At 63.8% G+C, this 25,481-nt stretch carries 21 protein-coding genes; 20 read left to right on the forward strand and 1 reads right to left on the reverse strand.

The genetic code is table 11. The annotated features are described in order from the left end of the window. The first annotated feature begins 256 nt into the window (after positions 1-256). The 5 genes from H163_RS0106130 to H163_RS0106150 all read left to right on the forward strand — a co-directional run bounded on the left by H163_RS0106130 (position 257) and on the right by H163_RS0106150 (position 4,229). On the forward strand, positions 257-955 hold the full coding sequence (locus H163_RS0106130; protein WP_026355512.1) for a response regulator transcription factor: 699 nt from the start codon (positions 257-259) through the stop codon (positions 953-955). 16 nt (positions 956-971) lie between these two features. After that, positions 972-2,882: a sensor histidine kinase gene (locus H163_RS0106135; RefSeq protein ID WP_019963679.1), complete on the forward strand. Its 1,911-nt coding sequence runs from the start codon at positions 972-974 to the stop codon at positions 2,880-2,882. After that, the gene (locus tag H163_RS22290) at positions 2,879-3,364 is read left to right on the forward strand and encodes an HPr kinase/phosphorylase (RefSeq protein WP_019963680.1); all 486 of its coding nucleotides are present in this window, start codon (positions 2,879-2,881) and stop codon (positions 3,362-3,364) included. The genes H163_RS0106135 and H163_RS22290 overlap by 4 nt, the downstream gene beginning before the upstream one ends. Before the next feature lie 134 nt (positions 3,365-3,498). Then, a complete protein-coding gene (locus H163_RS0106145) occupies positions 3,499-3,903 on the forward strand; it encodes a PTS sugar transporter subunit IIA (RefSeq protein ID WP_019963681.1) in 405 nt (134 codons plus the stop codon). A 32-nt stretch (positions 3,904-3,935) separates the two neighbouring features. Continuing rightward, positions 3,936-4,229 (forward strand): HPr family phosphocarrier protein, encoded by a 294-nt coding sequence (locus H163_RS0106150; protein WP_019963682.1) that lies wholly within the window; start codon positions 3,936-3,938, stop codon positions 4,227-4,229. A 282-nt stretch (positions 4,230-4,511) separates the two neighbouring features. On the opposite strand, the gene H163_RS24300 is transcribed toward H163_RS0106150, so the two are convergent. Further along, a complete protein-coding gene (locus tag H163_RS24300; protein ID WP_147290379.1) occupies positions 4,512-5,162 on the reverse strand; it encodes a hypothetical protein in 651 nt (216 codons plus the stop codon). A 337-nt stretch (positions 5,163-5,499) separates the two neighbouring features. On the opposite strand from H163_RS24300, the gene ahcY reads away from it, so the two are divergent. From ahcY to H163_RS0106230, 15 genes are all read left to right on the forward strand, one after another. Continuing rightward, positions 5,500-6,888 (forward strand): adenosylhomocysteinase, encoded by a 1,389-nt coding sequence (gene ahcY, locus H163_RS0106160; protein ID WP_019963683.1) that lies wholly within the window; start codon positions 5,500-5,502, stop codon positions 6,886-6,888. Between the two features lie 226 nt (positions 6,889-7,114). Further along, complete coding sequence (locus H163_RS0106165) at positions 7,115-9,637, forward strand: PAS domain-containing sensor histidine kinase (protein ID WP_081625967.1); 2,523 nt, start codon at positions 7,115-7,117, stop codon at positions 9,635-9,637. Between the two features lie 7 nt (positions 9,638-9,644). After that, a complete protein-coding gene (locus H163_RS0106170; RefSeq protein ID WP_019963685.1) occupies positions 9,645-11,216 on the forward strand; it encodes a bifunctional tRNA (adenosine(37)-N6)-threonylcarbamoyltransferase complex ATPase subunit type 1 TsaE/phosphotransferase in 1,572 nt (523 codons plus the stop codon). Between the two features lie 138 nt (positions 11,217-11,354). Continuing rightward, a complete protein-coding gene (locus tag H163_RS0106175; protein WP_026355513.1) occupies positions 11,355-12,089 on the forward strand; it encodes a nucleotidyltransferase family protein in 735 nt (244 codons plus the stop codon). A 28-nt stretch (positions 12,090-12,117) separates the two neighbouring features. Then, positions 12,118-15,261, forward strand: a complete 3,144-nt coding sequence (addB, locus tag H163_RS0106180) for a double-strand break repair protein AddB (RefSeq protein WP_019963687.1) — start codon at positions 12,118-12,120, stop codon at positions 15,259-15,261. Then, entirely contained in the window at positions 15,258-18,776 is a 3,519-nt protein-coding gene (gene addA / locus H163_RS22295) for a double-strand break repair helicase AddA (RefSeq protein ID WP_019963688.1), read from the forward strand. The genes addB and addA overlap by 4 nt, the downstream gene beginning before the upstream one ends. A gap of 128 nt (positions 18,777-18,904) precedes the next feature. Continuing rightward, the gene (gene trxA, locus H163_RS0106190) at positions 18,905-19,225 is read left to right on the forward strand and encodes a thioredoxin (RefSeq protein ID WP_019963689.1); all 321 of its coding nucleotides are present in this window, start codon (positions 18,905-18,907) and stop codon (positions 19,223-19,225) included. A gap of 203 nt (positions 19,226-19,428) precedes the next feature. Beyond that, complete coding sequence (grpE, locus tag H163_RS0106195; protein WP_019963690.1) at positions 19,429-20,022, forward strand: nucleotide exchange factor GrpE; 594 nt, start codon at positions 19,429-19,431, stop codon at positions 20,020-20,022. A gap of 96 nt (positions 20,023-20,118) precedes the next feature. Next, on the forward strand, positions 20,119-21,066 hold the full coding sequence (locus tag H163_RS0106200) for a tyrosine recombinase XerC (protein ID WP_019963691.1): 948 nt from the start codon (positions 20,119-20,121) through the stop codon (positions 21,064-21,066). Between the two features lie 186 nt (positions 21,067-21,252). Beyond that, entirely contained in the window at positions 21,253-21,459 is a 207-nt protein-coding gene (locus tag H163_RS0106205) for a cold-shock protein (RefSeq protein ID WP_019963692.1), read from the forward strand. 330 nt (positions 21,460-21,789) lie between these two features. Further along, on the forward strand, positions 21,790-22,035 hold the full coding sequence (gene rpsU, locus H163_RS0106210) for a 30S ribosomal protein S21 (protein ID WP_019963693.1): 246 nt from the start codon (positions 21,790-21,792) through the stop codon (positions 22,033-22,035). 193 nt (positions 22,036-22,228) lie between these two features. After that, positions 22,229-22,660: a hypothetical protein gene (locus H163_RS0106215; protein ID WP_019963694.1), complete on the forward strand. Its 432-nt coding sequence runs from the start codon at positions 22,229-22,231 to the stop codon at positions 22,658-22,660. A 73-nt stretch (positions 22,661-22,733) separates the two neighbouring features. Next, positions 22,734-23,153 (forward strand): MerR family transcriptional regulator, encoded by a 420-nt coding sequence (locus H163_RS0106220; protein ID WP_019963695.1) that lies wholly within the window; start codon positions 22,734-22,736, stop codon positions 23,151-23,153. Between the two features lie 153 nt (positions 23,154-23,306). Continuing rightward, on the forward strand, positions 23,307-24,374 hold the full coding sequence (locus H163_RS0106225) for a LacI family DNA-binding transcriptional regulator (protein ID WP_019963696.1): 1,068 nt from the start codon (positions 23,307-23,309) through the stop codon (positions 24,372-24,374). Next, complete coding sequence (locus H163_RS0106230; RefSeq protein WP_026355514.1) at positions 24,371-25,396, forward strand: ABC transporter substrate-binding protein; 1,026 nt, start codon at positions 24,371-24,373, stop codon at positions 25,394-25,396. Before H163_RS0106225 ends, H163_RS0106230 begins: the two co-directional genes overlap by 4 nt. The last annotated feature ends 85 nt before the right edge of the window (positions 25,397-25,481 follow it).

Raw genomic sequence — 25,481 nt, forward strand, 5'->3', positions numbered from 1 at the left:
ACTTGGCAGAACGATTTATTTTGGATCGTGAATTTAAGCAAAACTGTGACGCAGAACACTTTGTCTTTCGCAGATCACACCCACATGACAGACGGGCGCCGAGGTTCCCGCCTTATAAAACCGGCGGCTAATGGAACCGGCAGAAGATTAAAGAGTTGGTATGCAATTGCCTTTGCCTTATTTTATGCGCAATTGCGGGGCCAAAGGCTGAAGGTGAGTTACGACATTGACGGATCAAAGGACGAAGACCCGCATCATGCCGACTATTGCACTCGTCGACGATGACCGTAACATCCTGACTTCGGTTTCCATTGCGCTGGAATCGGAAGGATACAGGGTCCAGACCTATACGGATGGCGCTTCCGCCCTGGATGGTCTTCTCAGCGACACACCCAATCTTGCGATCTTCGACATCAAGATGCCGCGGATGGACGGGATGGAACTGCTGCGCCGCCTGCGCCAGACCTCCGACCTGCCGGTGATCTTCCTCACCTCCAAGGATGACGAGATCGACGAGCTGTTCGGCCTGAAGATGGGCGCGGACGATTTCATCCGCAAACCCTTCTCCCAGCGCCTGCTGGTGGAGCGTGTGCGCGCCGTGCTGCGCCGGGTGCAGCCGCGCGATGCTTCCGCCCCGCGCGAGGATGGCGACAAGCTGCTGGAACGCGGCCAGCTTCTGATGGATCAGGAGCGTCACACCTGCACCTGGAACGGCAAGCCGGTGACGCTGACCGTGACCGAGTTCCTCATCCTCTCGGCGCTGGCCCAGCGCCCGGGCGTGGTGAAGAGCCGCAACGCACTGATGGATGCGGCCTACGACGATCAGGTCTATGTGGACGACCGGACCATCGACAGCCACATCAAGCGCCTGCGCAAGAAATTCAAGATGGTGGACGACGACTTCGACATGATCGAGACCCTTTATGGCGTCGGCTACCGGTTCCGGGAGACCTGAGGGTTCCTGACGCCAGATGGCAACTGACACCGGGGAAGACATGCGCCTTCACACGAAGGAGCAAGACGGCAACGCCCGCGCAGAGGACAGCGCGGGCGAACGCACGTCTCCGGCTGCCCTGCGCCACCTTGGCAACCCGCGCCTGCGCCGAAGGTTCCTGAACCGGGCCGGGGCACTGCTCGGCACCTATGTCTTCTCCTCGCTGACCCGGCGCATCGTGGTGCTGAACCTCGCCGGGCTCATCGCGCTGGTCTCCGGCATTCTCTACCTCAACCAGTTCCGCGCCGGGCTGATCGACGCGCGCGTGCAGAGCCTTCTGACGCAGGGCGAGATCATCGCCGGCGCCATCGCCGCCTCGGCCACGGTGGACACGGGGGCCATTACGGTTGACCCGGAACGCCTGCTGCAGATGCAGGCGGGCGAAACCCTGATGCCCAGCACGACAACAGTGGAATCCCTCGATTTCCCGGTCAATCCCGAGCGTGTCGGGCCAGTACTGCGGCGGCTGATCTCGCCGACCAAGACCCGCGCCCGGATCTATGACACGCAAGGCATGCTGATCCTTGATTCGCGCCAGCTTTACAGCCAGGTGATGCGCTACGACCTGTCCCCGCCCACGGTGCAGGAGGACGGCTTCTTTGACCGGATCTGGCAGTCGGTGAAGATCTGGCTGCGGCGCGGTGATCTGCCGGTCTATCAGGAAGCCGGTGCCGGTGACGGGCTGATCTATCCTGAGGTGGAAGCCGCCGTTTCCGGATCCCCCGCCAGCATCGTGCGCCTGTCGCCGCGTGGCGAGCTGATCGTCTCCGTGGCCGTGCCGATCCAGCGGTTCCGGCAGGTGGTCGGCGCGCTGCTGCTCTCCACGCAAGGGGGAGACATTGACGCCATCGTCAGCGCCGAGCGGATCGCGATCATCCGCGTGTTCATGGTGGCCGCAGGTGTCATGCTCGTCATGTCGATCCTGACGGCCGGCACCATTGCCGGCCCCGTGCGCCGCCTTGCTGCGGCGGCGGAGCGGGTGCGGCGCGGCGGCAAGTCGCGTCAGGAAATCCCGGAGTTTTCCGACCGGCAGGACGAAATCGGCCATCTTGCCCGCTCCTTCCGCGACATGACCAATGCGCTCTATAACCGCATGGATGCCATCGAGCGCTTTGCCGCTGACGTGGCGCATGAGTTGAAAAACCCGCTGACCTCGCTGCGCAGCGCCGTGGAAACCCTGCCGCTGGCGAAATCGGACAATTCCCGCGCCCGGCTGCTGGAGGTGATCCAGCATGACGTGCGCCGCCTTGACCGCCTGATCACCGACATTTCCGATGCCTCGCGGCTGGATGCGGAACTGGCGCGCGGCAGTGCGGAAGCGCTGGATGCCAGCCGCCTGTTGCGCAATGTTGCCGACATGGCCAACCAGCGTGCCGCCGAAGATGCCCCGCGCGTGATCCTGACCATCGCAGACGTCAAGAGTGCCGATGTGAAGGGCAGCAGCGCCCGTCAGGACCGGCATGCCGACAAGTCAGGCGACAAGGCGGAGGAGAAGGGCTACCTGATCCTCGGCCATGACAGCCGTCTGGCGCAGGTGATCAACAATCTGATCGACAATGCCCGCTCCTTTTCGCCCCCCGGCGGCACCGTGCGCATCGGCGCCAGCCGCAAGGGCAGCGCGGTCGTCATCACCGTCGATGATGACGGCCCCGGCATCCGGGCCGAAAAGATCGAACGCATCTTCGAGCGCTTTTATACAGACCGGCCCGACGGCGAGGCCTTCGGCAACAACTCCGGCCTTGGGCTGTCGATCTCGCGCCAGATCATCGAGGCGCACCGGGGCACGATCACGGCGGAGAACCGCACGGAGACCGATCCGGAAACCGGTGAGAAGACCATTCTGGGTGCGCGCTTCATCATCACCCTGCCCGCAGGCGGCAGTGCATGAGCGGCCATGCAGCTCATGGCGGCCTGCTGGTGCATGGCTGCGCGGTCATCCTCGGCACCACGGGTGTGCTGATCCGGGGCCCCTCGGGATCCGGCAAGTCGCGGCTGGCGGCAGAACTGGTGGAGCGGGCTGGCCGCAACGGCCATTTCGCCGCCCATGTGGCCGATGACCAGTGCCTGCTGGATGCGGCAGTGGCAGGCCTGAGGGCGCGGGCGCCGCAGACCATCGCCGGGCTGGCGGAGCTGCGCGGGCGCGGCATCGTGCCGGTTCCCCATGAGCCTGCGGCCCTGATCAGCCTTGTGGCCGATCTTGAGCCGGCAGCAAAACTCGAGCGCATGCCGGAGGCAGATGCCCTTTCCACGGTGCTGCTGGACCGGCTGATTGCCCGCCAGCCGGTGCCCTCCGGCGATGCGGCAGGCGCAGTGGCCTTGATCCGGGAGGCCCTGCGCGCGATTTATCCGGGAAAGCGGCCGCCTGTTTAGGCCGTGTTAATGAGAAAACTGCTTGCTTTGGGCGCCACGCTTGCCGACATTGCGGCAACAGCGTTCAGATCCGGCGCAAGCCCCGGGAAACCGGACAGACCGGACCCACGACGAAAGACACAGGTCGGCAAGGCATGATTGGACTGGTACTCGTGACCCATGGCCGCTTGGCGGAAGAGTTCAAGGCGGCACTTGAGCACGTGGTTGGCCCGCAGACGCAGGTCGCAACGATTGCGATCGGTCCGGAGGACAACATGGAGCAGCGCCGCCAGGATATCCTTGGCGCTGTCGAGGAGGTGAACACCGGCGCTGGTGTGGTGCTCCTGACCGACATGTTCGGCGGCACGCCCTCGAACCTTGCCATCTCCGTGATGGACGGCAAGACCATCGAGGTGATTGCCGGGGTGAACCTGCCGATGCTGATCAAGCTGGCGAGCGTGCGCGCCGACCGGGGCCTTGCCGATGCGGTGGAGGAAGCCCGCAAGGCCGGCCAGAAATACATCTCCGTCGCCAGCCAGGTTCTGTCCGGCAACGGCTGACGCCAGCGCCCCGAAGAAAGACACTGACCACGATGGATGCCGCGCCAAACATGACACGCCTCGAACGCAGCCTGCTGATCGTCAACCAGCGCGGCCTCCACGCCCGCGCCTCCGCCAAGCTGGTGAAGCTGGTGGACACGTTCAACGCAGATGTGCGGGTGTCAAAGGATGGCCAGACGGTCGGCGGCACCTCGATCATGGGCCTGATGATGCTCGCCGCAGCGCCGGGCTGCTGCATCCACGTGGAAGTGACCGGCCCCGAAGCCGAAGCCGCCCTGACCGCCATCGCTGCACTTGTGGCGGACAAGTTTGGCGAGGAAGATTGAGGGGCAGAGAGTGTTGCGGGTGCGCGTCGCGGACAATGGCAACATATGCCTATTGAAATGAACACCCGCAAGTCATCAACCTTGAGGATCTTTTCGGTGTAACAGCTGCGTCTCGCCTAGAGCTGTTGCATGGCCAAAACTATGTTCTCCGACGCGCTTGTTTTCCACCCTGGCCCCTTAACGAGGAAGCTGCGGCAGCTTCTTCTCGATCCGCATACAGCCTTACGCAAAGTTTACTGGACGCCGCTTGCAATAGAAATAAGTTCTTATTATTACCATCAACTATTTATATCGTTCAATAGATATTGAGGCACCACTCAAATTCTTAGAGGCCAGCTTTAAAAATGAAATCCATGAATCGTTCAGATTTCGGCTTTTAATATTTAACTCATTTATCTTATTCATAACATAGTCATATTTATCTTGTGAAACCCAACTTCCGTTATCAGGTCGCCACGTCATCCAGCCATTACTACCCTTATTATAAATACTCATTAGTTCATTTAAAAAATCTTCGCTATCTCGACAAAATTCTTCATACTTCGCTTGTACATCTCGATTATTAAACGGAAAAATATCATCCTCATAATAATCTAGAAGCTTACTCAATCCCTCATAATCATCATTTTGCATTGTAGTTTCAATTGCATTATTTCGAAGAATATAATATTGTTTCTTATCTGCAATTCTGATAAGTGAATTTATTTTTTCAACATCCTCATTCATCTTTCGGTCTTGAATTTTCAACACTGAGGAGAGATCTTCAAGTTCATAACTAACCCATGTTATAAATGCGGCTACAAATATAAGTAACGCACCCGGAGAGACTTTAGAGAGATCAATAGGCCATTGCCCCCAAACAAGAGACCCCATAAGAGCAATGATCGCGGCTATCTTTGCTAGATTTCTCGCGTAATGAGGAAGACTTTTCAATCTGCAACTCCTTTTAATTCAAAAGCAAAATATTCCGATTCGTAGGATTGGTCAAAGACTAGACTCGCCTCCCCTAAAGCACTCGCCGTAAATTTTCTTAAGAGATCATCCTTGCGCTGACGCCCCCCCCCAACACTCCCTTAACCCCGTTCCCGCATTTCCGCCCTCATATAAAGAAATCTTTATATCCGCATTGATAGGGCTGAAAGGCCGCTATATAAGGAGCGGAACGGGATTCCGGGGCTGCTGCCGTGAGGCGGGCAGGCCTGGCCGGGTGCAGTGCACCTTCGTGCCGCCGTTGGGTGGCTGCTGAAACAGATCAGAACAGGATCAGGTCATGACCGACTATATCGTCAAGGACATCAAGCTCGCCGATTGGGGCCGGACGGAAATCGAGATCGCCGAAACCGAAATGCCGGGCCTGATGGCCAGCCGCGCCGAATTCGCCGCTTCCAAGCCGCTGAAGGGCGCCCGCATTGCAGGTTCCCTGCACATGACCATCCAGACGGCCGTGCTCATCGAAACGCTGGTGGCTCTTGGCGCCGAAGTCCGCTGGGCTTCCTGCAACATCTACTCCACCCAGGATCAGGCAGCTGCCGCCATCGCCGCTGCGGGCATTCCGGTCTTCGCCATCAAGGGCGAGACGCTGGAAGAATACTGGGACTATGCCGACCGGATCTTCGACTTCCCGGAAGGCGCCAACATGATCCTCGACGATGGCGGCGATGCCACGCTCTACATCCTGCTCGGCGCCCGCGTCGAAGCCGGTGAGACCGGCCTCATCGAAGACCCGAAGTCCGAAGAGGAAGAATACCTCTTTGCCCAGATCAAGAAGCGCATGGCCAAGAACCCGGGCTGGTTCACCAAGCAGCGCGATCTGATCCAGGGCGTTACCGAAGAGACCACCACGGGCGTGCTGCGCCTTTACGAGATGCAGAAGAAGGGCCAGCTGCCCTTCCCGGCCATCAACGTGAACGACAGCGTCACCAAGTCCAAGTTCGACAACCGCTATGGCTGCCGTGAATCGCTGGTGGACGGCATCCGCCGCGGCACCGACGTGATGATGTCGGGCAAGGTCGCCGTGGTTTGCGGCTATGGCGATGTGGGCAAGGGCTCGGCCCAGTCGCTGGCAGGTGCCGGCGCGCGCGTCATCGTCACCGAAATCGACCCGATCTGCGCCCTGCAGGCCGCCATGGACGGTTTCGACGTCAAGACGCTGGATCAGGTGGCCGGCACGGCTGACATCTTCGTCACCGCCACCGGCAACAAGGACATCATCACCCTCGACCACATGCGGGCGATGAAGGACATGGCCATCGTCTGCAACATCGGCCACTTCGACAACGAGATCCAGGTTGCCGCGCTGAAGAACCTGCAGTGGCGCCCGGTCAAGGATCAGGTCGACATGGTCGTCTTCCCGGACGGCAAGCGCATGATCCTTCTGTCGCAGGGCCGTCTCGTCAACCTTGGCAATGCCACGGGCCATCCGAGCTTTGTGATGTCCGCCAGCTTCACCAACCAGGTGCTGGCGCAGATCGAACTCTTCACCCGTGGTGATCAGTACAAGAACGAGGTCTATGTGCTGCCGAAGCATCTGGACGAGAAGGTGGCCCGCCTGCACCTCGCCAAGCTGGGCGTCACGTTAACCGAACTGTCGGACGACCAGGCCCAATATCTGGGGATTAACAAGACCGGTCCGTTCAAGTCGGAACACTACAAGTACTGATCTCAAGTACACGGCACACCACATATTGTGCTGTATGGAATCTGACTTGCGTAGAAGCACAAATGCAGGCCCCGTCCACCCGGACGGGGCCTGTTAACTTTTCATCAACAGACTCTTTAGCGCGATTCCCGAACAAGGTATGGTCAAGACGAATCAGGGGATTGAGGCAGCTCCCTGACGACTCCGGCCTCCGGCCGGACTGAATGGCGGCAAAAGAGGTAGGCAGATGCCGGTAGACGGCGGTTCACGCTTGCGCAAGGGCGCAGGGCGGCGGAGACGGATTCTGAAAACGCTCTCCCTCTCGGGCGTGAGCGCCCTTGCCCTCGCAGCCAGCTTGGGCAGCAGTCTGGCTCAGGCGGCAAGCACCTCCACCGCACAGTTCGGCGCCGACCAGATGGTCTGGCTGGCCGCCCTTGGCGGGGCCTGCGCCTTTGCCGTCACGGCTTCCTTCGCCTTCCTGCGCAACCGCCGCACCAGCGCTGCCCGCATCGGTGCCCTTTCGCGCGAAAACCGCGATCTCAAGCTTTTCGTCGACCGGCTGGAATCCATGCTCAACACCGAAGAGCAGCGGATCATCGCCTGGACCGGACTTGGCGAACGCCCGGGTCTGACGCCGCATGTCTGGGGCAACCTACCGGACAGCTGTGGCGCGCCGCGCAGCGCCGCCCAGCTTCTGAGCTTCGGCAGCTGGCTGGATGCGAAATCGGCCGAACTTCTGGAAGATCATCTGGCACGCCTGCGCAGCATTGGCGAAGCCTTCTGCATCACGCTGGAAACCCGCCACCGCACCTATATCGAGGCCGTTGGCCGGACAGCCGGGGCTGCTTCCGTGCTGCGCCTGCGCGATCTGACAGGTGACCGCCAGTCGCAAGCAGAACTTGCCGCCCGCAACGCCCGCCTCTCCGGCGAACTTTACATGCTGCATGCCCTGCTGGAGGCGATGCCCGCCCCGGCCTGGCAGACGGATGCGGAAGGCAAGGTCAACTGGGCCAACCGCGCCTATGCCCGCGCCGTCGATTGCGCCTCACCCGAGGCGGCCGTCAGCGGCGCTGTCGAATTCCTGGATGCCCCGGCGCGCGAGGCCATGAGCCGCGAGCGCAACGATGACGGCTGCTTCCGCTCGCGCATGCCGATTGTGGCGGCCGGCGAGCGCCGCGTCTTTGAAGTGACAGATGTGCGCTCCAACGTCGGCAGTGCCGGCATTGCCATCGACATTTCCGAGCTGGACCGGACCAAGAAGGAACTGAAGCGCACCGAGGAATTCCACGGGCGCACGCTGGACCAGCTGGCGACAGCGGTGGCCATCTATGGTGCCGACCGCAAGCTCCAGTTCTACAATGCCGCCTTCCGCGCCCTGTGGGATCTGGACACCGGTTTCCTCGACGGCCAGCCGGAAGACGGCATCGTCCTCGACACGCTGCGTGCCGGGCGCAAGCTGCCCGAACAGGCAGATTATCGCGTCTGGCGCACCAAGATGCTGGAAAGCTACCAGTCGCTGGAAGCCCGAGAGAGCTGGTGGCATCTGCCGGACGGGCGCACGCTGCGCGTCATCGCCAACCCGCATCCGCAGGGCGGCGTGACCTACATCTACGAGAACGTGACCGAGCGGCTGGATCTGGAAAGCCGCTACAACGCGCTGATCCGCGTGCAGGGCGAGACGCTGGACAATCTGTCCGAAGCCGTCGCGGTGTTCGGCTCCGACGGGCGCCTGCGCCTGTGGAACCCGGCCTTCAGCGAAATCTGGGCCATGCCGGAAGACCAGCTTTCGGTGATGCCGCATGTCAATGACATCGTGAACACCTGCGCCGCCAACACGGGCGAGATGGAAGCCTGGCGCCTGCTGGCAGGCTCCATCACCGGGCTGATGGACAGCCGCACGCATCTGGCCGGCCGCATGGAGCGGCGCGACGGCTCGGTGCTGGATTACGCCACCGTGCCCCTGCCGGATGGCGGCACGCTGGTGACCTTCGTTAACGTTACCGACAGCGTCAACATGGAACGCGCCCTCGTTGAAAAGAACGAGGCGCTGCAGCAGGCGGACGATCTGAAAAACGCCTTCATCCAGCATGTTTCCTACGAGCTGCGCTCGCCGCTGACCAACATCATCGGCTTTGCGCAGTTGCTGTCCGATCCGAAGTTCGGCGAGCTTTCCGACAAGCAGGGCGAATACGCGGAATATATCCTGTCCTCGTCCTCGGCGTTGCTGGCCATCATCAACGACATTCTCGATCTGGCCACCATTGATGCGGGCATCATGGAGCTGGACCTCAGCGAAGTGGATGTGGCGCAGACCGTGTCTGCCGCCGTCGAGGGGCTGAAGGACCGTCTGGTCGAATCGCAGATCGTGCTGCGCACAGATGTGCCGGATGATATCGGCACCATGCTGGCCGATGAGCGCCGGTTGCGGCAGGTGCTGTTCAACCTGATTGCCAATGCCGTGCGCTATTCCCAGGAAGGCGGCATCATTGATGTAACCTGCATCCGGAAGGGCTCAAGCGTCGTCTTCACCGTCAAGGACCACGGCTGCGGCATCCCGCAGGAGATGATCGAGGCCGTGTTCAACCGCTTTGTCGGCCACGACTCCGGCGCAAGGCGCCGTGGCGCAGGCCTGGGCCTGTCCATCGTCAAGAGCTTCGTGGAACTCCACGGCGGGCATGTGGAGATCCAGTCGCGGGAGGGGAACGGCACGACCGTGACCTGCACGTTTCCCGCCAAGCCCGAAGTGACCGGCCGGGTTGCTGCCGAGTAAGCCCGGCATGAGCCCCGCGCACCCGCTCTCCCCCACGCTCAACCTCACCATCCCGGATGAAGCCGCCATGGTGCGGCTGGCCGAAGACATCGCCGCCATCCTTGGCTCCGGCGATGTGATTGCGCTCAGCGGAGATCTGGGTGCGGGCAAATCCACCTTCAGCCGCGCCCTGCTGCGCGCCTTTGCCGGCGACCCTGCGCTGGAAGTGCCGAGCCCCACCTTCACCCTCGTCCAGAGCTACGATCTGGAGCGGCTGACCATCTCCCATCTCGATCTTTACCGGCTGGAAGAGCCGGAGGAACTGGAAGAACTGGGGCTGGAGGATCTGACGGCCACGGGCGCGGCGCTGATCGAATGGCCGGAAAAGGCCGGCCGTTTCCTTCCCGCCAGCCGGCTGATCCTGTCCATCGCCCATTCCGGCGACAATGACGCCCGTGCGGTGACTTTCTCATTTGCCAGCCCTGCCGCAGAAAGCCGCTGGACGCAGCGGCTGGCGCGGACGCAGCGTATCCGGGCGCTGGCGGAGGAGGCAGGTTTTAGTGGCGCAGAGCGGCGCTATCTGACCGGAGATGCCTCGGCGCGGGCCTATGAAGTGATCCGCACGCCGCAGAAATCGGCAGTGCTGATGAACTCTCCCGCCGCCTATGACATAGCGAAGCCGGGCGAGGTGCCCAGCTACAGCGAGACCGTGCACCGCGCCCGCACCGTCGATGCCTTCATCGCACTGACGGGTGAATTGCGGCGGCGCGGCTACAGCGCGCCGGAGCTTTACGCCATCGACCGGGAGGCGGGCCTGCTGCTGCAGGAGAACCTTGGCAGCGAAGGCATCATCACGCCGGACAGGCACCCCATCGCGGAGCGCTACGCCGCCGCCGCGCAGCTGCTGGCGGACATGCATGCGGACACGGACTGGCCGCAGGATCTGCCCGTGACCGGCATGGACGGAGCCCTTCTGGCCCGCCACATCATCCCGGCCTATTCGGAAAATGCCCTGCTGACGGAGGCCGATCTCTTTCTGGAATGGTATGTGCCCTGGCGCGCTGGAGCTGATCCCGCTACCCTGCCCGCAGCGCCGGATACGCAGGAGCGGGCGGAATACCGCGCCCTGTGGCAGACGGCCTTTGCCCGGATCAGGGATGCGCAGACCGGCTGGGTGATGCGGGACTATCACTCTCCCAACATCCTGTGGCTGGACAGGCGCGAGGGGCACGCGAAGCTGGGTCTCATCGACTATCAGGATTGCGTCATCGGCCCCGTCGCCTATGACCTTGCCTCCCTGCTGCTCGATGCAAGGGTGGATATCCCGCGCGCGCTGGAAGAGGAGTTGCTGACCGGCTATCTCGCCCGCCGCAAGGCGCAGGATGCGGGCTTCGACGAAGAGCTGTTCCGGGCCGCCTATGCCGTCATGGGCGCGCAGCGCATCGCCAAGATCCTCGGCGCCTTCGTGCGGCTGAAATATGCCTATGGCAAGCCACACTACATGGCCCACATGCCGCGCATGACGGACTATCTCGACCGCACCCTCACCCATCCGGCACTGGCGGAACTTGCCGGCTGGTTCCGCGCGCGGGTTGGCTAGGCCCGTGCAGCACCTAGCCGCACTTGCCTTGAGGGCGCGAAGCAGGCACTGCTAGGCGAAGGGCCCCGGCTTGCCGGAGGCTTCGGCACTTCCTATCTCCGGCAGGTGATTTCAACCGGAGCAGTTTGCAGGTTTCTCATGACGAACGGCGTTTTCCGTCCCCATAGCGCAATGATCCTGGCTGCCGGGCTTGGCAAGCGCATGCGCCCGATCACAGCGACAACACCCAAGCCCCTGATCGAGGTGAACGGCAAGGCGCTGATGGACCATGGCATGGACAAGCTGGCGGCTGCCGGGGTAAAGTGCTGCGTCGTCAACGTGCATTACCTTGCCGATCTGGTGGAAGTGCATGCCCGCCGCCGCAAGGACCTTGAGATCATCATTTCCGACGAGCGCGAGGCCCTGCTGGAAACCGGCGGCGGCATTACCAAGGCCCTGCCACTGCTGGGCGATGACCCGTTCTTCGTGCTGAATGCCGACACCGCCTATTGGGTGGAAGGCGTGAAGCCCAATCTGGAACACCTGATCGAGGCTTTTGACCCGGAGCGCATGGATGCGCTGCTGCTGGTGTCCGACATGGTGAACAGCGCCGGTTATCACGGGCGTGGCGATTTCCTGATGGATCCGAACGGCATTCTGGAGCGCCGTCCGGAGCGTTCGGTGGCGCCATTTGCCTATGCAGGCGCGGCCATCCTGCATCCGCGCCTCTTCCGCGATGCGCCGGAGGGCAAGTTCTCGCTCAACGTGCTGTTTGACCGGGCCATCGAGGCCGGGCGCCTGCACGGCACGCTGATGGAAGGCATCTGGCTGCATATCGGCACGCCGGAAGCCATTGCCGAGGCGGAACTCGCCGTGCGCGAAAGCGCGGACTGAAACCCGATCCAGACGGCAGGCAGGACTGATGGCAGCGCGGATTTTCTCCATTCCGCCCTCGGCGGATTTTTCCCGGGAGCTGATCGCAGCGCTGGTGGACGGGCGGCTGATCGAGGGCTTCCGCCCGCTGGATGATCCGCTGCTGCTCTCCGATGTGACCCTCTATCTGCCAACCCGCCGTGCCGCCCGTGCCCTGCCCGCGCTGGTGCAGGAAATGTTCGGCGGCCGGCCCGTGCTGCTGCCGCGCATCCGCCCGCTGGGCGATGCGGATGAGGACCTGCAGCTTCTCTCCGTCCCCGGCGATGGAGAGGCGCTGCCGCCGGAACTGCCGCCGCTGGAGCGCAAGCTGGCGATGACGCGGCTGGTGATGGGCTGGAAGGCGGCGCTGCGCCGTCAGGTTCTGGCCCTTGGCGAGGACGAGCCGCTGGGCCTTCCTGCTTCCGCCGCCGATGCCGCATGGCTGGCCGGTGACCTCATCACCCTGATGGACGAGCTGGAAACCGAGGAAGCCGACTGGTCGGCGCTCGCCAGCCTCGTGCCGGAGGATCACGCCCGCTACTGGCAGGTGACGCTCGAATTCCTTGATATCGTGCGCCTTGCCTGGCCTGCTTATCTCGCCGAATGCGGCGCCATGGACCCCAAGGCCCGCCGGTCGGCGCTGATCCGGCGTGAAGCGGAGCGCCTGCGGCTCAACCCGCCCAAGGGCCCCGTCATCGCCGCCGGATCGACCGGTACCGTGCCCGCCACAGCCGAGCTGCTGAAAGCCATTGCAGACCTGCCGCAGGGCGCCATCGTGCTGCCGGGGCTGGACATGCGCATGGATGATGCGTCCTGGTCCGCCCTTGGCCGCGCCCCGCAGCGGCGGGTGACTGCAGCAGGCAAGGCTTTGCCGCAGGATGAGCCCAGCGCCAACGGGCATCCGCAATATGGCCTGAAGCAGCTGCTCGACCGGCTGGGCGTGGACCGGCGCAAGGTGGTGCAGCTTTGCCTGCCGGAAACACCGCAGCTGGCCGCCCGCGAGGCGCTGGTGAGCGAGGCCCTGCGCCCGGCCTCGACCACCGACGAATGGACCTCTTTCCTGCAGCAGACCCCGGCGGAAGAACGCAAGGCCGCGCTTGACGGGGTGGAGCTGGTGATTGCCCGCAACGAGGCGGAAGAAGCCCTCAGCCTCGCCATTGCCCTGCGCGAGGCAGTGGAGCGCGGCGGGACGGCAGCGCTCGTTTCCCCCGACCGCCTGCTCGCCCGCCGCGTGGCGGAAGAGCTGGGCCGCTGGAACATCACCGTGGATGACAGCGCCGGACGCCCGCTCGACCAGACGCCGCCCGCCGTGCTGGCCATGCTGGCCGCACGCCTCGCGCTCGAAGGCTGCGCGCCGCTGGATCTGCTGGCCCTGCTGAAACATCCGCTGGCGCGCCTCGGACTGGAAACAAAAGACATCCGCTCTGCCGCCCGCTCGCTGGAACGCGGCGTGCTTCGCGGGCCTGCACCGAAATTCGGCTCTCGTGGACTGCCTGATGCGATTGCCGCCGCGCGCCTTGCTGCCGAAGATGCCCATACGCCCCGCTGGAAGAAGCTGGTGGAAGAAGACTGGGCCGCAGTCAGCGATCTTGCCAACCGGCTGATTACGGCGCTGGAGCCGCTGGAATGCCTGCTGGAGCGGAAGGAGCCCGTTCCCGTCGATGAACTCGCCCGTGCCCATGCCAAGGTGCTGCAACAGATTGCTGGCGACCCCGCCGGCTCGGATGCAGAGCTTTACCGGGGCGAGACAGGCAATGCGCTGGCGCTGATGCTGACCGGGCTGATGGACAGCAGCCGTGCGGGCCTTGCTGTGCCTGCCCGCGAATGGCCTTCCGTCTTCGCCGCGCTGATTGCCGGAACCGCCGTGCGACGGCGCCTGCCGGGCGATCCGCGGGTGCAGATCCTCGGCCCCATGGAAGCGCGCCTGCAGCGGCCCGATCTGGTCATTCTCGGCGGGCTCAACGAAGGCATCTGGCCGCAGCGCACCCGCAACGATCCCTGGCTGAACCGCCCGATGAAGCGTGACATGGGGCTGGAGCCGCCGGAGCGGCGCATTGGGGCTGGCGCCCATGACTTCGTGCAAGGGCTGGGCGCACGCCGGGTGATCCTCTCCCGCGCCAGCCGTGCCGATGGCGCACCCACCGTCACCTCACGCTGGCTGCAAAGGCTGCTGACACTGGCCGGACCTGAAGCAGAAGCTGCCTTGCTGGAACGCGGGCGGCGCTGGACGGAGCTCGCCGGCCTCCTCGACCTTGCCCAAGGGCCCGTCACCCCGGCGGAGCGGCCCGCTCCGAAGCCGCCGTTGAGCGCAAGGCCGGTGCGCCTGTCCGTTACCGAAGTCGAACGGCTGGTGCGTGATCCTTACGCCATCTTCGCCCGCCGCATTCTCGGTCTGGAACCCGTGGACCCCATCGGCGGCTCGCCGACGCTCGCCGACAAAGGCTCGATCATCCATGACGCGCTGGCGCTGTTCCTGTCCGAATGGCATGGTGATCTGGACCACAAGGCCGTGGCGCGGCTGGTGGAGATCGGCGCGGAGCTGTTTGCCCCGCTTGATGCCTTCCCCGCCATCCGCGCCCTGTGGTGGCCGCGCTTCCTGCGCATTGCCGAGGAATTCGTGGCCTTTGAACGCCAACGGGAACCCTCCATCCGCCAGCGCTTCCTCGAAATTTCAGGCGGCGTCGAGTTGACCCTGCCGGGTGCCGAATTCCGGCTGACGGGCCGCGCTGACCGCATCGACCTGATGCAGGACGGCACGCTGGCGGTGATCGACTACAAGACCGGCGCTGTGCCCAGCATCAAGCAGGTGGAGGCGCTGCTGTCGCCGCAGCTGCCGCTGGAAGTGGCCATGATCCGGCGCGGCGGCTTCGGCAGCGTGCCTGCGGGCGATCCGGTGTCCGATATGCTCTACATCGAATTGAAAGGCGGGCGCACGGCGCTGAAGGTGGAATCACGCCAGCCGAAGGACCGCACCATCGAGGAACTGGCCGAAGACGCCTGGAAGCGTCTGGAACAGCTGGTGGCCGCCTATCAGGACGAGGGGCGCGGCTATCTCTCCCGTGCAAGGGTGGAGAAGGAGCGCGACCTCAACGGCCCCTATGATCACCTTGCCCGCGTGAAGGAATGGGCCAGCGGTTCGGAGGACAGCGAATGAGCGGGCCGCAGATCCCCCTTGCAACGCTGCAGCGGCAGGACCTTGCCTCACGGCCCCATGCCTCGGCCTGGGTGAGCGCCAATGCAGGCTCGGGCAAGACCTTCGTTCTCTCCCGCCGGGTGGTGCGCCAGCTGCTGGATGGCACCGATCCCTCGCGCATTCTGTGCCTCACCTTCACAAAGGCGGCCGCTGCGGAGATGGCAACCCGTGTGTTCAAGATCCTCGGCCAATGGATCGCGCTGAGCGATGATGATCTGGCAAAGGAAATTGCAGCCATCGACGGAACGCCCCCGTCCCGCGCCCGGCTTGCCGGGGCGCGGCGGCTGTTTGCGCGGGCGCTGGAAACACCGGGCGGGCTGAAAATCCAGACCATCCACGCCTTCTGCGAGGCGCTGCTGCACCAGTTTCCGCTGGAAGCCAATGTGGCCGGGCATTTCTCCGTGCTGGACGACCGGCTGGCGGCAGAGCTGATGGCAGAAGCGCGCGCCTACGTGCTGCATGCGGCAGAGACCGAGCCGGAAAGCCCGCTGGGCGCGGCCTTGCAACGGCTGATCGGGCTGATGCCGGATGCGGCTGTCGAGGAGGTTCTGGCCGAGGCAATCAACCGGCGCGATGCCTTGCGCAACTGGATCGTCAGTGCCGGAGATCTGGACGCCGCGCTCGAAAGCCTTGCGCGGGATTTCGGGCTGGAGCCGGGCGCAAGTCTCGAGGCGCTGGACAAGGAGCTTCTGGAAGGCCGCCTCATCCGCGATCCGCTGGCCGTTGCCGAAGCGCTGCGGCTGGGCACCAAAACCGACGGTGAGAAGGCGGACCTTCTGGCCGCTGCCACCGAAGGACTGAAGCCCGGCGGCGATCCCGCCACCTTCCGCCACAACTGGCTGCGGGTGTTCTTCACGCAGGCCATGGAACCGGCCAAGCGCCTGTGCACGGCTGGCGTCACCAAGCAGTTTCCGCAAGTGGCAGAGGACATGCAGGCCGAGCAGGCCCGGCTTGTGGCCCTGCTGGACAAGCGCCGGGCGATTGTCACGCTGGAAGGCACCGCCGCCATCTTCCGCCTCGCCGACGGGGTGATCGGCCATTACGAGGCAGGCAAGGCGCGGCGCGGGTTACTGGATTTCGAAGATCTCGTCGTGCGCGCCGCCAATCTTCTGGCCAACAGCGACGCGGCCCAGTGGGTACAGTTCAAACTGGATCAGGGTCTTGACCACATTCTGGTGGACGAGGCGCAGGACACCAGCCCCCGGCAGTGGCAGGTGATCCGCTCGCTGGCGGAAGAGTTCTTCTCCGGCGAAGGCGCACGACGCGGCCCGCGCACCATCTTCGCCGTGGGCGACGAGAAGCAGTCGATCTATTCCTTTCAAGGCGCCGTGCCCGCCTATTTCGACGAAATGCGCCGCTATTTCGACAAGCGCGCCGGGCAGGCGGACCAGCCGTTCCATCCGGTGGAGCTGCAGCTGTCCTTCCGCTCGACCCCTGATGTGCTGGGCGCGGTGGACCGGGTGTTCCTGCCCGCCGAAGCCCATGCCGGCCTGTCGCAGGAGGTGAAGCCGCCGGTGCATGAGGCGATCCGCCGCGATCCCGGGCTCGTTGAAATCTGGCCGCTGGAAGAGCCGCTGGAGAGCGAGGAGCCGGAGGACTGGACCTTGCCGGTGGATCATCTTGGCACCGGCTCGCCCATGCTGCGGGTGGCCAGGCGCATTGCCGCGACTTTGCGCCGGTGGATGGACGAAGGCACCGCTGGGCCCGGCGACGTGATGATCCTGGTGCGCAAGCGCGGCCCCTTCGTGGAAGCGCTGAACCGGGAGATGAAACGGCTGGGCGTGCCTGCAGCGGGCAGTGACCGGCTGGTGCTGACCGAGCATATTGCAGTGATGGATCTGGTCGCCCTTGGCCGCTTCATGCTGCTGCCGGAAGACGACCTGTCGCTGGCCGCCGTGCTGAAAAGCCCGCTGTTCGGCCTGGATGACGCTGCCCTGCTGGAAATTGCCCGCGATCCGGTGGAGCGGCTGCGCCCCGGCACCCTGTGGCAGGGCCTTCTGAAGAAGGCGGAAGACGGCAACCGCTGGGACCGTGTGCGCCTGCAGCTGGAAGCCTGGCGCGCACGGGCCGACTTCATGCCGCCCTTCGAATTCTATGCAAGGCTTCTGTCCGTCGATGGCGGGCGGCGTGCCTTCCGGGGGCGCATGGGGCCGGAAGTGGATGACGTGCTGGATGAGTTTCTCGCGCTGGCCATGGGCTATGAGCAGACCGGCATTCCCGGCCTTGAAGGCTTTCTTGCCTGGCTTGCCGCTGCTCCCACCGAGATCAAGCGCGAGCTGACAAATGCCGCCGGACTCGTACGCATCATGACTGTGCACGGCTCCAAAGGTCTGGAAGCGCCGATTGTCATTCTGGTGGACCCGTGCAACGCCCCCGTCAGCAGCCATCACGACCCGTCCTTCCTGCCCTTCAAACCGAAGGATGACGCAGAACAGGCCCCCGCGCTGGTATGGCTGCCGGTGAAGGCCGAGCGCATGGGCTGGCAGACTGCGGCCATCGACAAGTTCCGCGCCAGTGCTGCCGAAGAATACCGGCGCCTGCTCTATGTGGCCATGACCCGCGCCGAGGACCGGCTGATCGTCTGCGGCTGGCAGCCTGCCAAGGGCCCCAAAGAGGGCTGCTGGTATGATCTGGCCGCCAGCGCGCTGAAGCCGGAAGCCGAGGAAGTGACCGCCCCCGATGGCACGGTCACCGCATGGCTGTGGCGCAAGCCCGGCACCGATCCGGCAGCTCCCTTGAAAAAGCACAGTGCCCATGCTGAGCCTGAAGCGGAAAAACCCGCAGCCCCCGTGCCGGAGTGGCTGACCCGCCCGGTGACGCCGCCCACCCGCATGCCCCGGCTTCAGCCCTCCCGCGTGTTTGACGCGATGGAGACGAAGGAAGGCATCGAGGCGCCGGACGGGCTTTCGGCGCTGGAAGCACACCGGCAGGCGGAAGCCTATCCGCTGGAGCGCGGCCGCCTCATGCACCGGCTGCTGGAACTGCTGCCGGATCTGCCTGAAGCCGAACGCGCGGCTGCCGGGCAACGCTTTGTCGCAACCTCCCTGCCCGCCCGTTTTGCGTCCCGCAAGGACGAGCTGCTGGGCGAGGTGATGGCCATTCTGGAAGACCCGGATCTTGCCCCCCTCTTTGCCCCCGGCGGGCGGGCGGAAGTGCCCATCTCCGGCCATATGGTGACGGCGGACGGGGTGACGGCCTCTGTATCCGGCCAGATCGACCGGCTGGTGGTGCGCCCGGACGAGGTGCTGATTGCCGATTACAAGACCAACCGGCACGTGCCGGCCGATGCTTCAGGCATTCCGCCGGACTATCTTGCCCAGCTTGCCGTCTACCGGCGGCTGGTTTCGGACATCTATCCGGACCGCAAGGTGACGGCCGCGCTGCTGTGGACCAGCGCGCCGAAGCTGATGATGGCCCCCGAAGATGCGCTGGACACAGTGCTCGCCAGCCTCAAGAGCACGGACAAGATCGCTTGAAGGCCCGTTGCCTGAGCGGCTGGATTACTTGACGGGACGGGTCCGCCTTCCTACGTTCGGGACAACGCAACAAGGTGAGTCCGTGAAGCTGGATGCTTTAGGGGCCACCGCATGGAAAGTGAACGCAAATGGCTACCACAGCAGTCACCGACGCCAGCTTCGATGCCGACGTCCTCAAGTCGTCCGAGCCGGTCGTGGTTGATTTCTGGGCCGAGTGGTGCGGTCCGTGCAAGATGATTGCCCCGGCTCTGGAGGAAATTTCCGAAGAGCTGGCAGGCCAGGTGAAGATCGCCAAGATCAACATCGACGAGAATCAGGCCATGGCCGTCAAGTATGGCGTCCGCTCCATCCCGATGCTCGTCATGTTCAAGAACGGCGAGCCGATGGCTGTTCAGGTTGGCGCAGCTCCCAAGAGCAAGCTGTCCGACTGGATCAAGAGCGCCCTCTGATCCCGCAGCTTCCTTTCCAGCCGCACGCCATGCCACTGCTCGCAGAGGTTGGCAGCGGCGGCGGGAATGGATAAAGACAGCCGCAGGCCGCTTTCAGCCACGGGCAAGCATCGGGTGAGACGTTTCCCCAGCGGAAACACGCCCTGCCTGACGGTGAAACGGCCTGCGTTTTCATATTCGCAGACCCAATTGATGGAACCCAGATGACCGACGAGAACAAGACCCCCGAAGCGGAAAACGAAGCAGCCGCTGCGCCCGAGGCCGGGACCACCGTCGATCCCATTGAGGCTCTCCAGGCGGAGAACGCGGAGCTGAAGGACCGTGCGCTGCGCGTCATGGCCGAAATGGAAAACCTGCGCCGCCGCACGGAAAAGGAAATCAAGGACACCCGCGTCTATGCCGTGACCGGCTTTGCCCGTGACATCCTGACCGTGTCTGACAATCTGCGCCGCGCGCTGGACGCCCTGCCCGCTGACGCCCGCGAGAGCGCCGATGCCGGCCTGACCGCCCTGATCGAAGGCGTGGAAATGACCGAGCGCGAGCTGCTGAACCAGCTCGACAAGCACGGCGTCAAGAAGCTGGACCCGGCAGGCCAGAAGTTCGATCCGAACTTCCATCAGGCCATGTTCGAAGTGCCCAACACCGAAGTGCCGAACAACACCGTCGTGCAGGTTGTGCAGGCCGGTTACGTCATCGGTGACCGCGTGCTGCGCCCAGCCCTCGTTGGCGTGTCCAAGGGCGGCCCCAAGGAAGCCCCGCAGGCCGGCCAGACCGGCGGCGTCGACACCACGGCCTGATCCCGAGGCACGAGCGCAACATCTTCAGGAGGCGGCATCCGGCAGGGGCCGCCTCTTTCGCTTTGGTGCTGCCCTTGGGCACGGTAGACTTACACGATGAGCGACACTGATTCCCTGCTGGTCACCGCAACACCGGAGCTGAACGCCCGCGTTGGGGCATGGCTGGATCATCTGGGCGATGAGCGGCGCCTCGCGGACAAGACGCTGGTTGCCTATGAACGCGACGTGCGCCAGTTCCTGCGGTTTCTGACAGGCCATCTGGGCGGGGCGCCGGATCTCAAGGACGTGCAGGACTTGAAGCCTGCCGACTTCCGCGCCTTCATGGCCCGCCGCCGCACCGGCGGGACGGGCAGCCGCTCGCTGGCGCGCGGCCTTGCCGGCATCCGGTCCTTTCTCGGCTTTCTGGAACGCAAGGGCGAGGTGAATGCTGCGGCAGCCGGTGCCGTGCGCGCGCCGCGCCAGCCGCGCTCCCTGCCCAAACCCCTCACCGCCTCCGATGCCACCGCCGTTGCCTCCGGTGACCTGGCGATGGAGAGCGAGGCCTGGATCGAGGCACGCAATGCTGCGGTGCTGACACTGCTCTATGGCTGCGGGTTGCGCATTTCCGAGGCCCTGTCGATCACCGGGCGCAATGCGCCGCGCACAGGCACGCGCAGCCTTCGCATCATGGGCAAGGGTGGCAAGGAACGGGTGGTGCCGGTGCTGCCTGTCGTCTGCGAGGCGGTGGAAGCCTACCTCAAGCTCTGCCCCTACACGCCGGAGCCCAACGGGCCGCTGTTCTTTGGCGCACGCGGCGGACCGCTCAATCCGCGCCTGATCCAGCTGGCCATGGCAAAGCTTCGTGGAGCGCTCGGCCTGCCGGACAGCGCCACGCCGCATGCCCTGCGTCATTCCTTCGCAACCCACCTTCTGGCCGGGGGCGGGGACCTGCGTACAATTCAGGAGCTTCTGGGCCACGCAAGCCTTTCCACCACCCAGATTTATACGGAAGTGGATGCGGCACGGCTGCTGGAGGCCTATGACAAGGCTCACCCGCGAAAATAAAATAAAAGAATGCCTTGCATAAGCCTCATTCTACCGTCACAGTAAGTCATCGTCTTTTTGGGCCTGACTTGGCTGTTTGCGGTGTCAACGATATCGACCCGCCAAATCTTTCTTCGAAAAATCCGGCGATGTATCGACGCCTGTCCTGCGGGGTGGGTATGACTCTTTTTGCAAGGTACTATCATCATGAAAACTGGAACCGTAAAGTTCTTCAACACCCAGAAGGGCTTCGGCTTCATCCAGCCGGACAACGGCGAGCGCGATGTGTTCGTTCACATCAGTGCCGTCGAGCGTTCTGGCATCGGCCACCTCAATGAAGGTCAGAAGGTCAGCTTCGAGCTGGAAACCGACCGTCAGGGCCGCAGCGCCGCTGCCAACCTGCAGATCGCCTGATTTCAGGCTGGATCTGAGGCTGCGCCAGCCTTTGAGCACGGCAGCAGCCCGGATCCTTCTGCAAGAGAAAAGCGATCGGGCATCCAAAGGGTGCCCGGTTTCATTTTTGGGTCAGACTGCGGTCAAGACCCATGCTCAGGCACCGGATTCATTGCCGGCTCGCCTCCTGAGGCAAAGAAAATTCGCTCTCGTGCTATTTTTTTGCCCCCGGGGGGATGCAATTTGCGCGGAACCTGTTAGGTTGCGCCACTTCTCGTGCCATATGGCTTTAGGTCTAACCCCTGCTGCCCTCACTTGAGTGCTGCGGCGCAGGCAACGTCAGGATTTACCTTGCAGGTACTCGTTCGCGACAACAACATCGAGCAGGCGCTCCGCGTCCTGAAGAAGAAGCTCCAGCGCGAGGGCGTGCTGCGCGAGATGAAGGCGCGCCGCTCCTTCGAAAAGCCGTCCGAAAAGCGCGTCCGTGAAAAGGCCGAAGCTGTTCGCCGCGCCCGCAAGGCTGCGCGCAAGCTCGCCCAGCGCGAAGGCCTGATCGCAGGTCCGAAGCGCAAGGCCGCCGCAGGTCCGCGCCGCTAATTGCCTATCTGCCGGATGGAAACATCTGGCAGGGCATCTCCGGACAACCGGATGAAAAGACCCCTGACTGACACGGGATGATCCCGTTGCCAGCGGGGGTTTTTCTTTTGCCCGTCACACCCTGTGCCCCTTCCTGCAAATCTGTTAACGCAACGTTAATGCGCAGGCTTCAGGCTGAGGACAGGAGGACGTGATGTTCAAAGCTGGCCTTGCCGCCCTGGCGCTCATGACCGGTCTTTTCATCCTGCCCGTTGTGCCCGCCACAGCGCAGGAGCAGCGCAGCTATTGCCCGATTCCCGAACATGGAACTTGGGTCACCCGTGGCGCAAAGCCAAGGGAGCTGACGCAGATCGAGGTCACCAGCCGCTGCGAGGACGACCGTGTGTTCATTCGCGCCCGCGCCTTCACCTCCTGCATTCCCCGCGACTGCAAATGGGGCTGGACCGAGGCCTTCTACAGGGCGGATGGCAGCCTGAGAGTGGAACTCAAGGGCTTCTATGGCATGCGCATCATCGATATGCGCATGTTCGGGGACCAGCGGATGGAAGCAACCGTGATTGCCGATCCTCATGATCCGCGTCTGGTGGAGACGATCACCACCCATATGCTGACACGCCGCAGATAGGCAGCCAGCCTCTTGCGAAGGCTCCGGGGCCTTCCTAGACTTCTCCTTGCAAGCGCAAGAGGGGAGAGCGGCAATGGATTTTTCGATTGGCGATCTGGCACGGCTGAGCGGCGTCAAGGTTCCGACCATCCGCTATTATGAGCAGGCAGGCCTGCTGCCGCAGCCAGTGCGCACGGAAGGCAACCAGCGCCGCTTTGGCCAGCCGGATCTTGAGCGGCTGCAATTCATCCGCCACGCCCGCGATCTCGGTCTGCCGATGGAGGCCATCCGTGACCTGCTGGAGCTGAGCGCCCACCCGGAGGCCCCCTGCAACCGGGCCGACGAGATTGCCGAAACCCAACTCAAGGCTGTGCAGGACAAGATTGCCCGCCTCAAGCGGCTGGAATCCGAACTCAAGCGCATCGTCGCCGCCTGCGGACACGATCATGTGGTGGCCGACTGTCAGGTGCTGCGTGCACTCGGCAATCATGCCCTTTGCGCCGGCGACCACTGATCAGAAGCGGTACACCCGCTCCGCAAGCAACCATTGCGGTACATGAAGTTGCATTTCTTTTAGGCAAGAACCGTTCTGAGCCGGAAAAGCCATCGACAGCGGCAGTAACTTCATCTAGCACTTGGATTAAACGATTAATCAGGTGCCCGCAGGATGAACGCCCCCCGGTCACGGCCAAACCTCACCCAGATTGCCGCGCTGCTGGATGTCTCCGCGGCGACGGTGTCGAATGCGCTGTCCGGCAAGGGCCGCGTTTCGGCTGAGCTGGCTGAGCGGATCCGGACGAAGGCGGCCGAACTCGGTTATATGCCCAGTCAGGCAGGCCGTGCGCTGCGCACCGGCCGGTCGCAGGTTCTGGGCCTCGTGCTGCCGGATATCGCCAATCCCCTGTTCCCGCAGATCGCACAGGCCATCGAGCATGCGGCCGCTGCTGCCGGCTACGGCGTGCTCATCGCCGACTCGCGCGGTGATGCGGCCATGCAGACGCAGGCGATCACCCGCCTTCAGGACCGGGGCGTGGATGGCATCATCATCGTGCCGCGCCGGGGCACGCGGATCATCAGCACCGGCAGCCCGGTTGCGGTGATCGACAGCCCCTCCACCCCCGGCAACACGGTTTCGGCCGATCATTGGCAGGGCGGTGCGCTGGCCGGCGCCCATCTTGCCGCCCTCGGCCACAGGGACGTGGTGATCATAGGCAGCAATCCGGCCTCCAACGTGCAGAACGACCGGGTGGGCGGCATCCGCTCCGCCCTCGGGCCGGACCGGCGGGTGGAGGTGCTGTGGATCGAACCGCATGAAGCCCTGCATGGACCGGGTGCAAGCCTTGGGCTCGCAGCCCGTGTGGCGGAAGGCTTCACCGCCTTTGCCGCCCTCTCCGATCTTCAGGCCCTGCGCGCCCTCACCGAGTTGCAGCAGGCAGGACTGCGCGTGCCGCAGGATGCCAGCCTTACCGGCTTTGACGATCTCATCTGGTCCTCCGCCATCACGCCGGCCATCACCAGCGTGCGGATGGACATGCCCGCCATTGCGGAAGAGGCTATCCAGGCCCTCCTCCGCCTCATCGAAAGCCAGGACACGGGGACTGCTCCGCGCGACCCGGGCATTGCCCGCGCCAGCCGCCCCAGCGTGCCCATGAGCCTGGTGGTCCGCCAGACCTGCGGCCCATCCCCCCGCATAACCGCAGAACAACAACAGACACCAGCAGGAGACAGCCAATGACCGTTAAACGGATGCTCGGCGCGGCCACCGCGCTTGCCCTGACCATGGGCGCAGCCGCCGCCCAGGAAAAGACCCTGACGATCTCCGTCTATGCCTTTGCGCAGGACGAGTTCAAGGAACTGCTCTACACGCCCTTTGAAGAGAAATGCGGCTGCAAGCTGGTGGTGGAGACCGGCAACAGCGTCGAGCGTCTTGCCAAGATGGAAGCCAACATGGCCAATCCGGTGGTGGATATGGCCGTCGTTTCCATGGCCGATGCGCTGGCCGCTTCCCGCAAGGGCCTGATCGACAAGATCGACACCGCCAAGCTGTCCAACTTTGACAAGCTCTACGACATCGCCAAGGACCCGAATGGCGACGGCATGAGCGTTGGCTACACCTTCTATGCCACGTCGATCGTCTACCGCACCGACAAGATGACCATCCGCTCCTGGGCCGACCTGCTCAAGGACGAATATGTCTCCCACGTCGCCTTCCCGAACGTGACCACCAATCAGGGCCCGCCGGCGCTGTACATGCTGGGCGAAGCCCTCGGCAACAACACGCCGGATCTGAAGGGCCCGATCGAGGCCGTTGGCGCCAAGAAGGACGAGATCGTCACCTTCTACGTCAAGTCCTCCCAGCTGGTGCAGCTGATGCAGCAGGAAGAGATCTGGGCTGCCCCCATTGGCCGCTTCTCCTGGGCGCCCTTCACCAAGCTCGGCCTGCCGCTGGCATGGGCGATGCCGGATGAAGGACAGACCGGCGGCATGAACGTGATGGTGCTGACCAAAGGCTCCAAGAACCAGGATCTGGCACTGCAGTTCATGGACTACTGGCTCTCCACCGAAGTGCAGACCAAGCTTGCCGAAAAGCTGGTCGACAGCCCGGCCAACAAGGAAGTGACCGTTTCCCCGGCCATCGCCGACAACATCACCTTCGGCGAGGAAACGGCTGAGACCCTGAAGCTAATGCCTTCCGCCACCATTCTGGATAACCGCGACGCCTGGCTGGCGGAGTGGAACGCGAAAGTCGGCCAGTAAGGCCCGGCTTCCGGACCAGCATTGGCAGCTTCGCGCTGCCGGACGAATGCCTCCCAAGGCTGGGGGTGCGGCGGGCGGGCTCCGC

This window comes from Pannonibacter phragmitetus DSM 14782, from assembly GCF_000382365.1.
GTDB lineage: Bacteria > Pseudomonadota > Alphaproteobacteria > Rhizobiales > Stappiaceae > Pannonibacter > Pannonibacter phragmitetus.

Excerpts from the sequence above, each read along its gene's own strand:
- H163_RS0106175 (WP_026355513.1), top strand. The coding sequence starts at position 11,355 with ATGACGAACGGCGTTTTCCGTCCCCATAGCGCAATGATCCTGGCTGCC.
- H163_RS0106150 (WP_019963682.1), top strand. The coding sequence starts at position 3,936 with ATGGATGCCGCGCCAAACATGACACGCCTCGAACGCAGCCTGCTGATC.
- H163_RS22290 (WP_019963680.1), top strand. The coding sequence starts at position 2,879 with ATGAGCGGCCATGCAGCTCATGGCGGCCTGCTGGTGCATGGCTGCGCG.
- H163_RS0106145 (WP_019963681.1), top strand. The coding sequence starts at position 3,499 with ATGATTGGACTGGTACTCGTGACCCATGGCCGCTTGGCGGAAGAGTTC.
- grpE (WP_019963690.1), top strand. The coding sequence starts at position 19,429 with ATGACCGACGAGAACAAGACCCCCGAAGCGGAAAACGAAGCAGCCGCT.
- H163_RS0106200 (WP_019963691.1), top strand. The coding sequence starts at position 20,119 with ATGAGCGACACTGATTCCCTGCTGGTCACCGCAACACCGGAGCTGAAC.
- H163_RS0106130 (WP_026355512.1), top strand. The coding sequence starts at position 257 with ATGCCGACTATTGCACTCGTCGACGATGACCGTAACATCCTGACTTCG.
- H163_RS0106220 (WP_019963695.1), top strand. The coding sequence starts at position 22,734 with ATGGATTTTTCGATTGGCGATCTGGCACGGCTGAGCGGCGTCAAGGTT.
- addB (WP_019963687.1), top strand. The coding sequence starts at position 12,118 with ATGGCAGCGCGGATTTTCTCCATTCCGCCCTCGGCGGATTTTTCCCGG.
- H163_RS0106215 (WP_019963694.1), top strand. The coding sequence starts at position 22,229 with ATGTTCAAAGCTGGCCTTGCCGCCCTGGCGCTCATGACCGGTCTTTTC.
- H163_RS0106135 (WP_019963679.1), top strand. The coding sequence starts at position 972 with ATGGCAACTGACACCGGGGAAGACATGCGCCTTCACACGAAGGAGCAA.
- H163_RS0106170 (WP_019963685.1), top strand. The coding sequence starts at position 9,645 with ATGAGCCCCGCGCACCCGCTCTCCCCCACGCTCAACCTCACCATCCCG.
- H163_RS0106165 (WP_081625967.1), top strand. The coding sequence starts at position 7,115 with ATGCCGGTAGACGGCGGTTCACGCTTGCGCAAGGGCGCAGGGCGGCGG.
- addA (WP_019963688.1), top strand. The coding sequence starts at position 15,258 with ATGAGCGGGCCGCAGATCCCCCTTGCAACGCTGCAGCGGCAGGACCTT.
- H163_RS0106230 (WP_026355514.1), top strand. The coding sequence starts at position 24,371 with ATGACCGTTAAACGGATGCTCGGCGCGGCCACCGCGCTTGCCCTGACC.
- H163_RS0106205 (WP_019963692.1), top strand. The coding sequence starts at position 21,253 with ATGAAAACTGGAACCGTAAAGTTCTTCAACACCCAGAAGGGCTTCGGC.
- H163_RS0106225 (WP_019963696.1), top strand. The coding sequence starts at position 23,307 with ATGAACGCCCCCCGGTCACGGCCAAACCTCACCCAGATTGCCGCGCTG.
- ahcY (WP_019963683.1), top strand. The coding sequence starts at position 5,500 with ATGACCGACTATATCGTCAAGGACATCAAGCTCGCCGATTGGGGCCGG.
- trxA (WP_019963689.1), top strand. The coding sequence starts at position 18,905 with ATGGCTACCACAGCAGTCACCGACGCCAGCTTCGATGCCGACGTCCTC.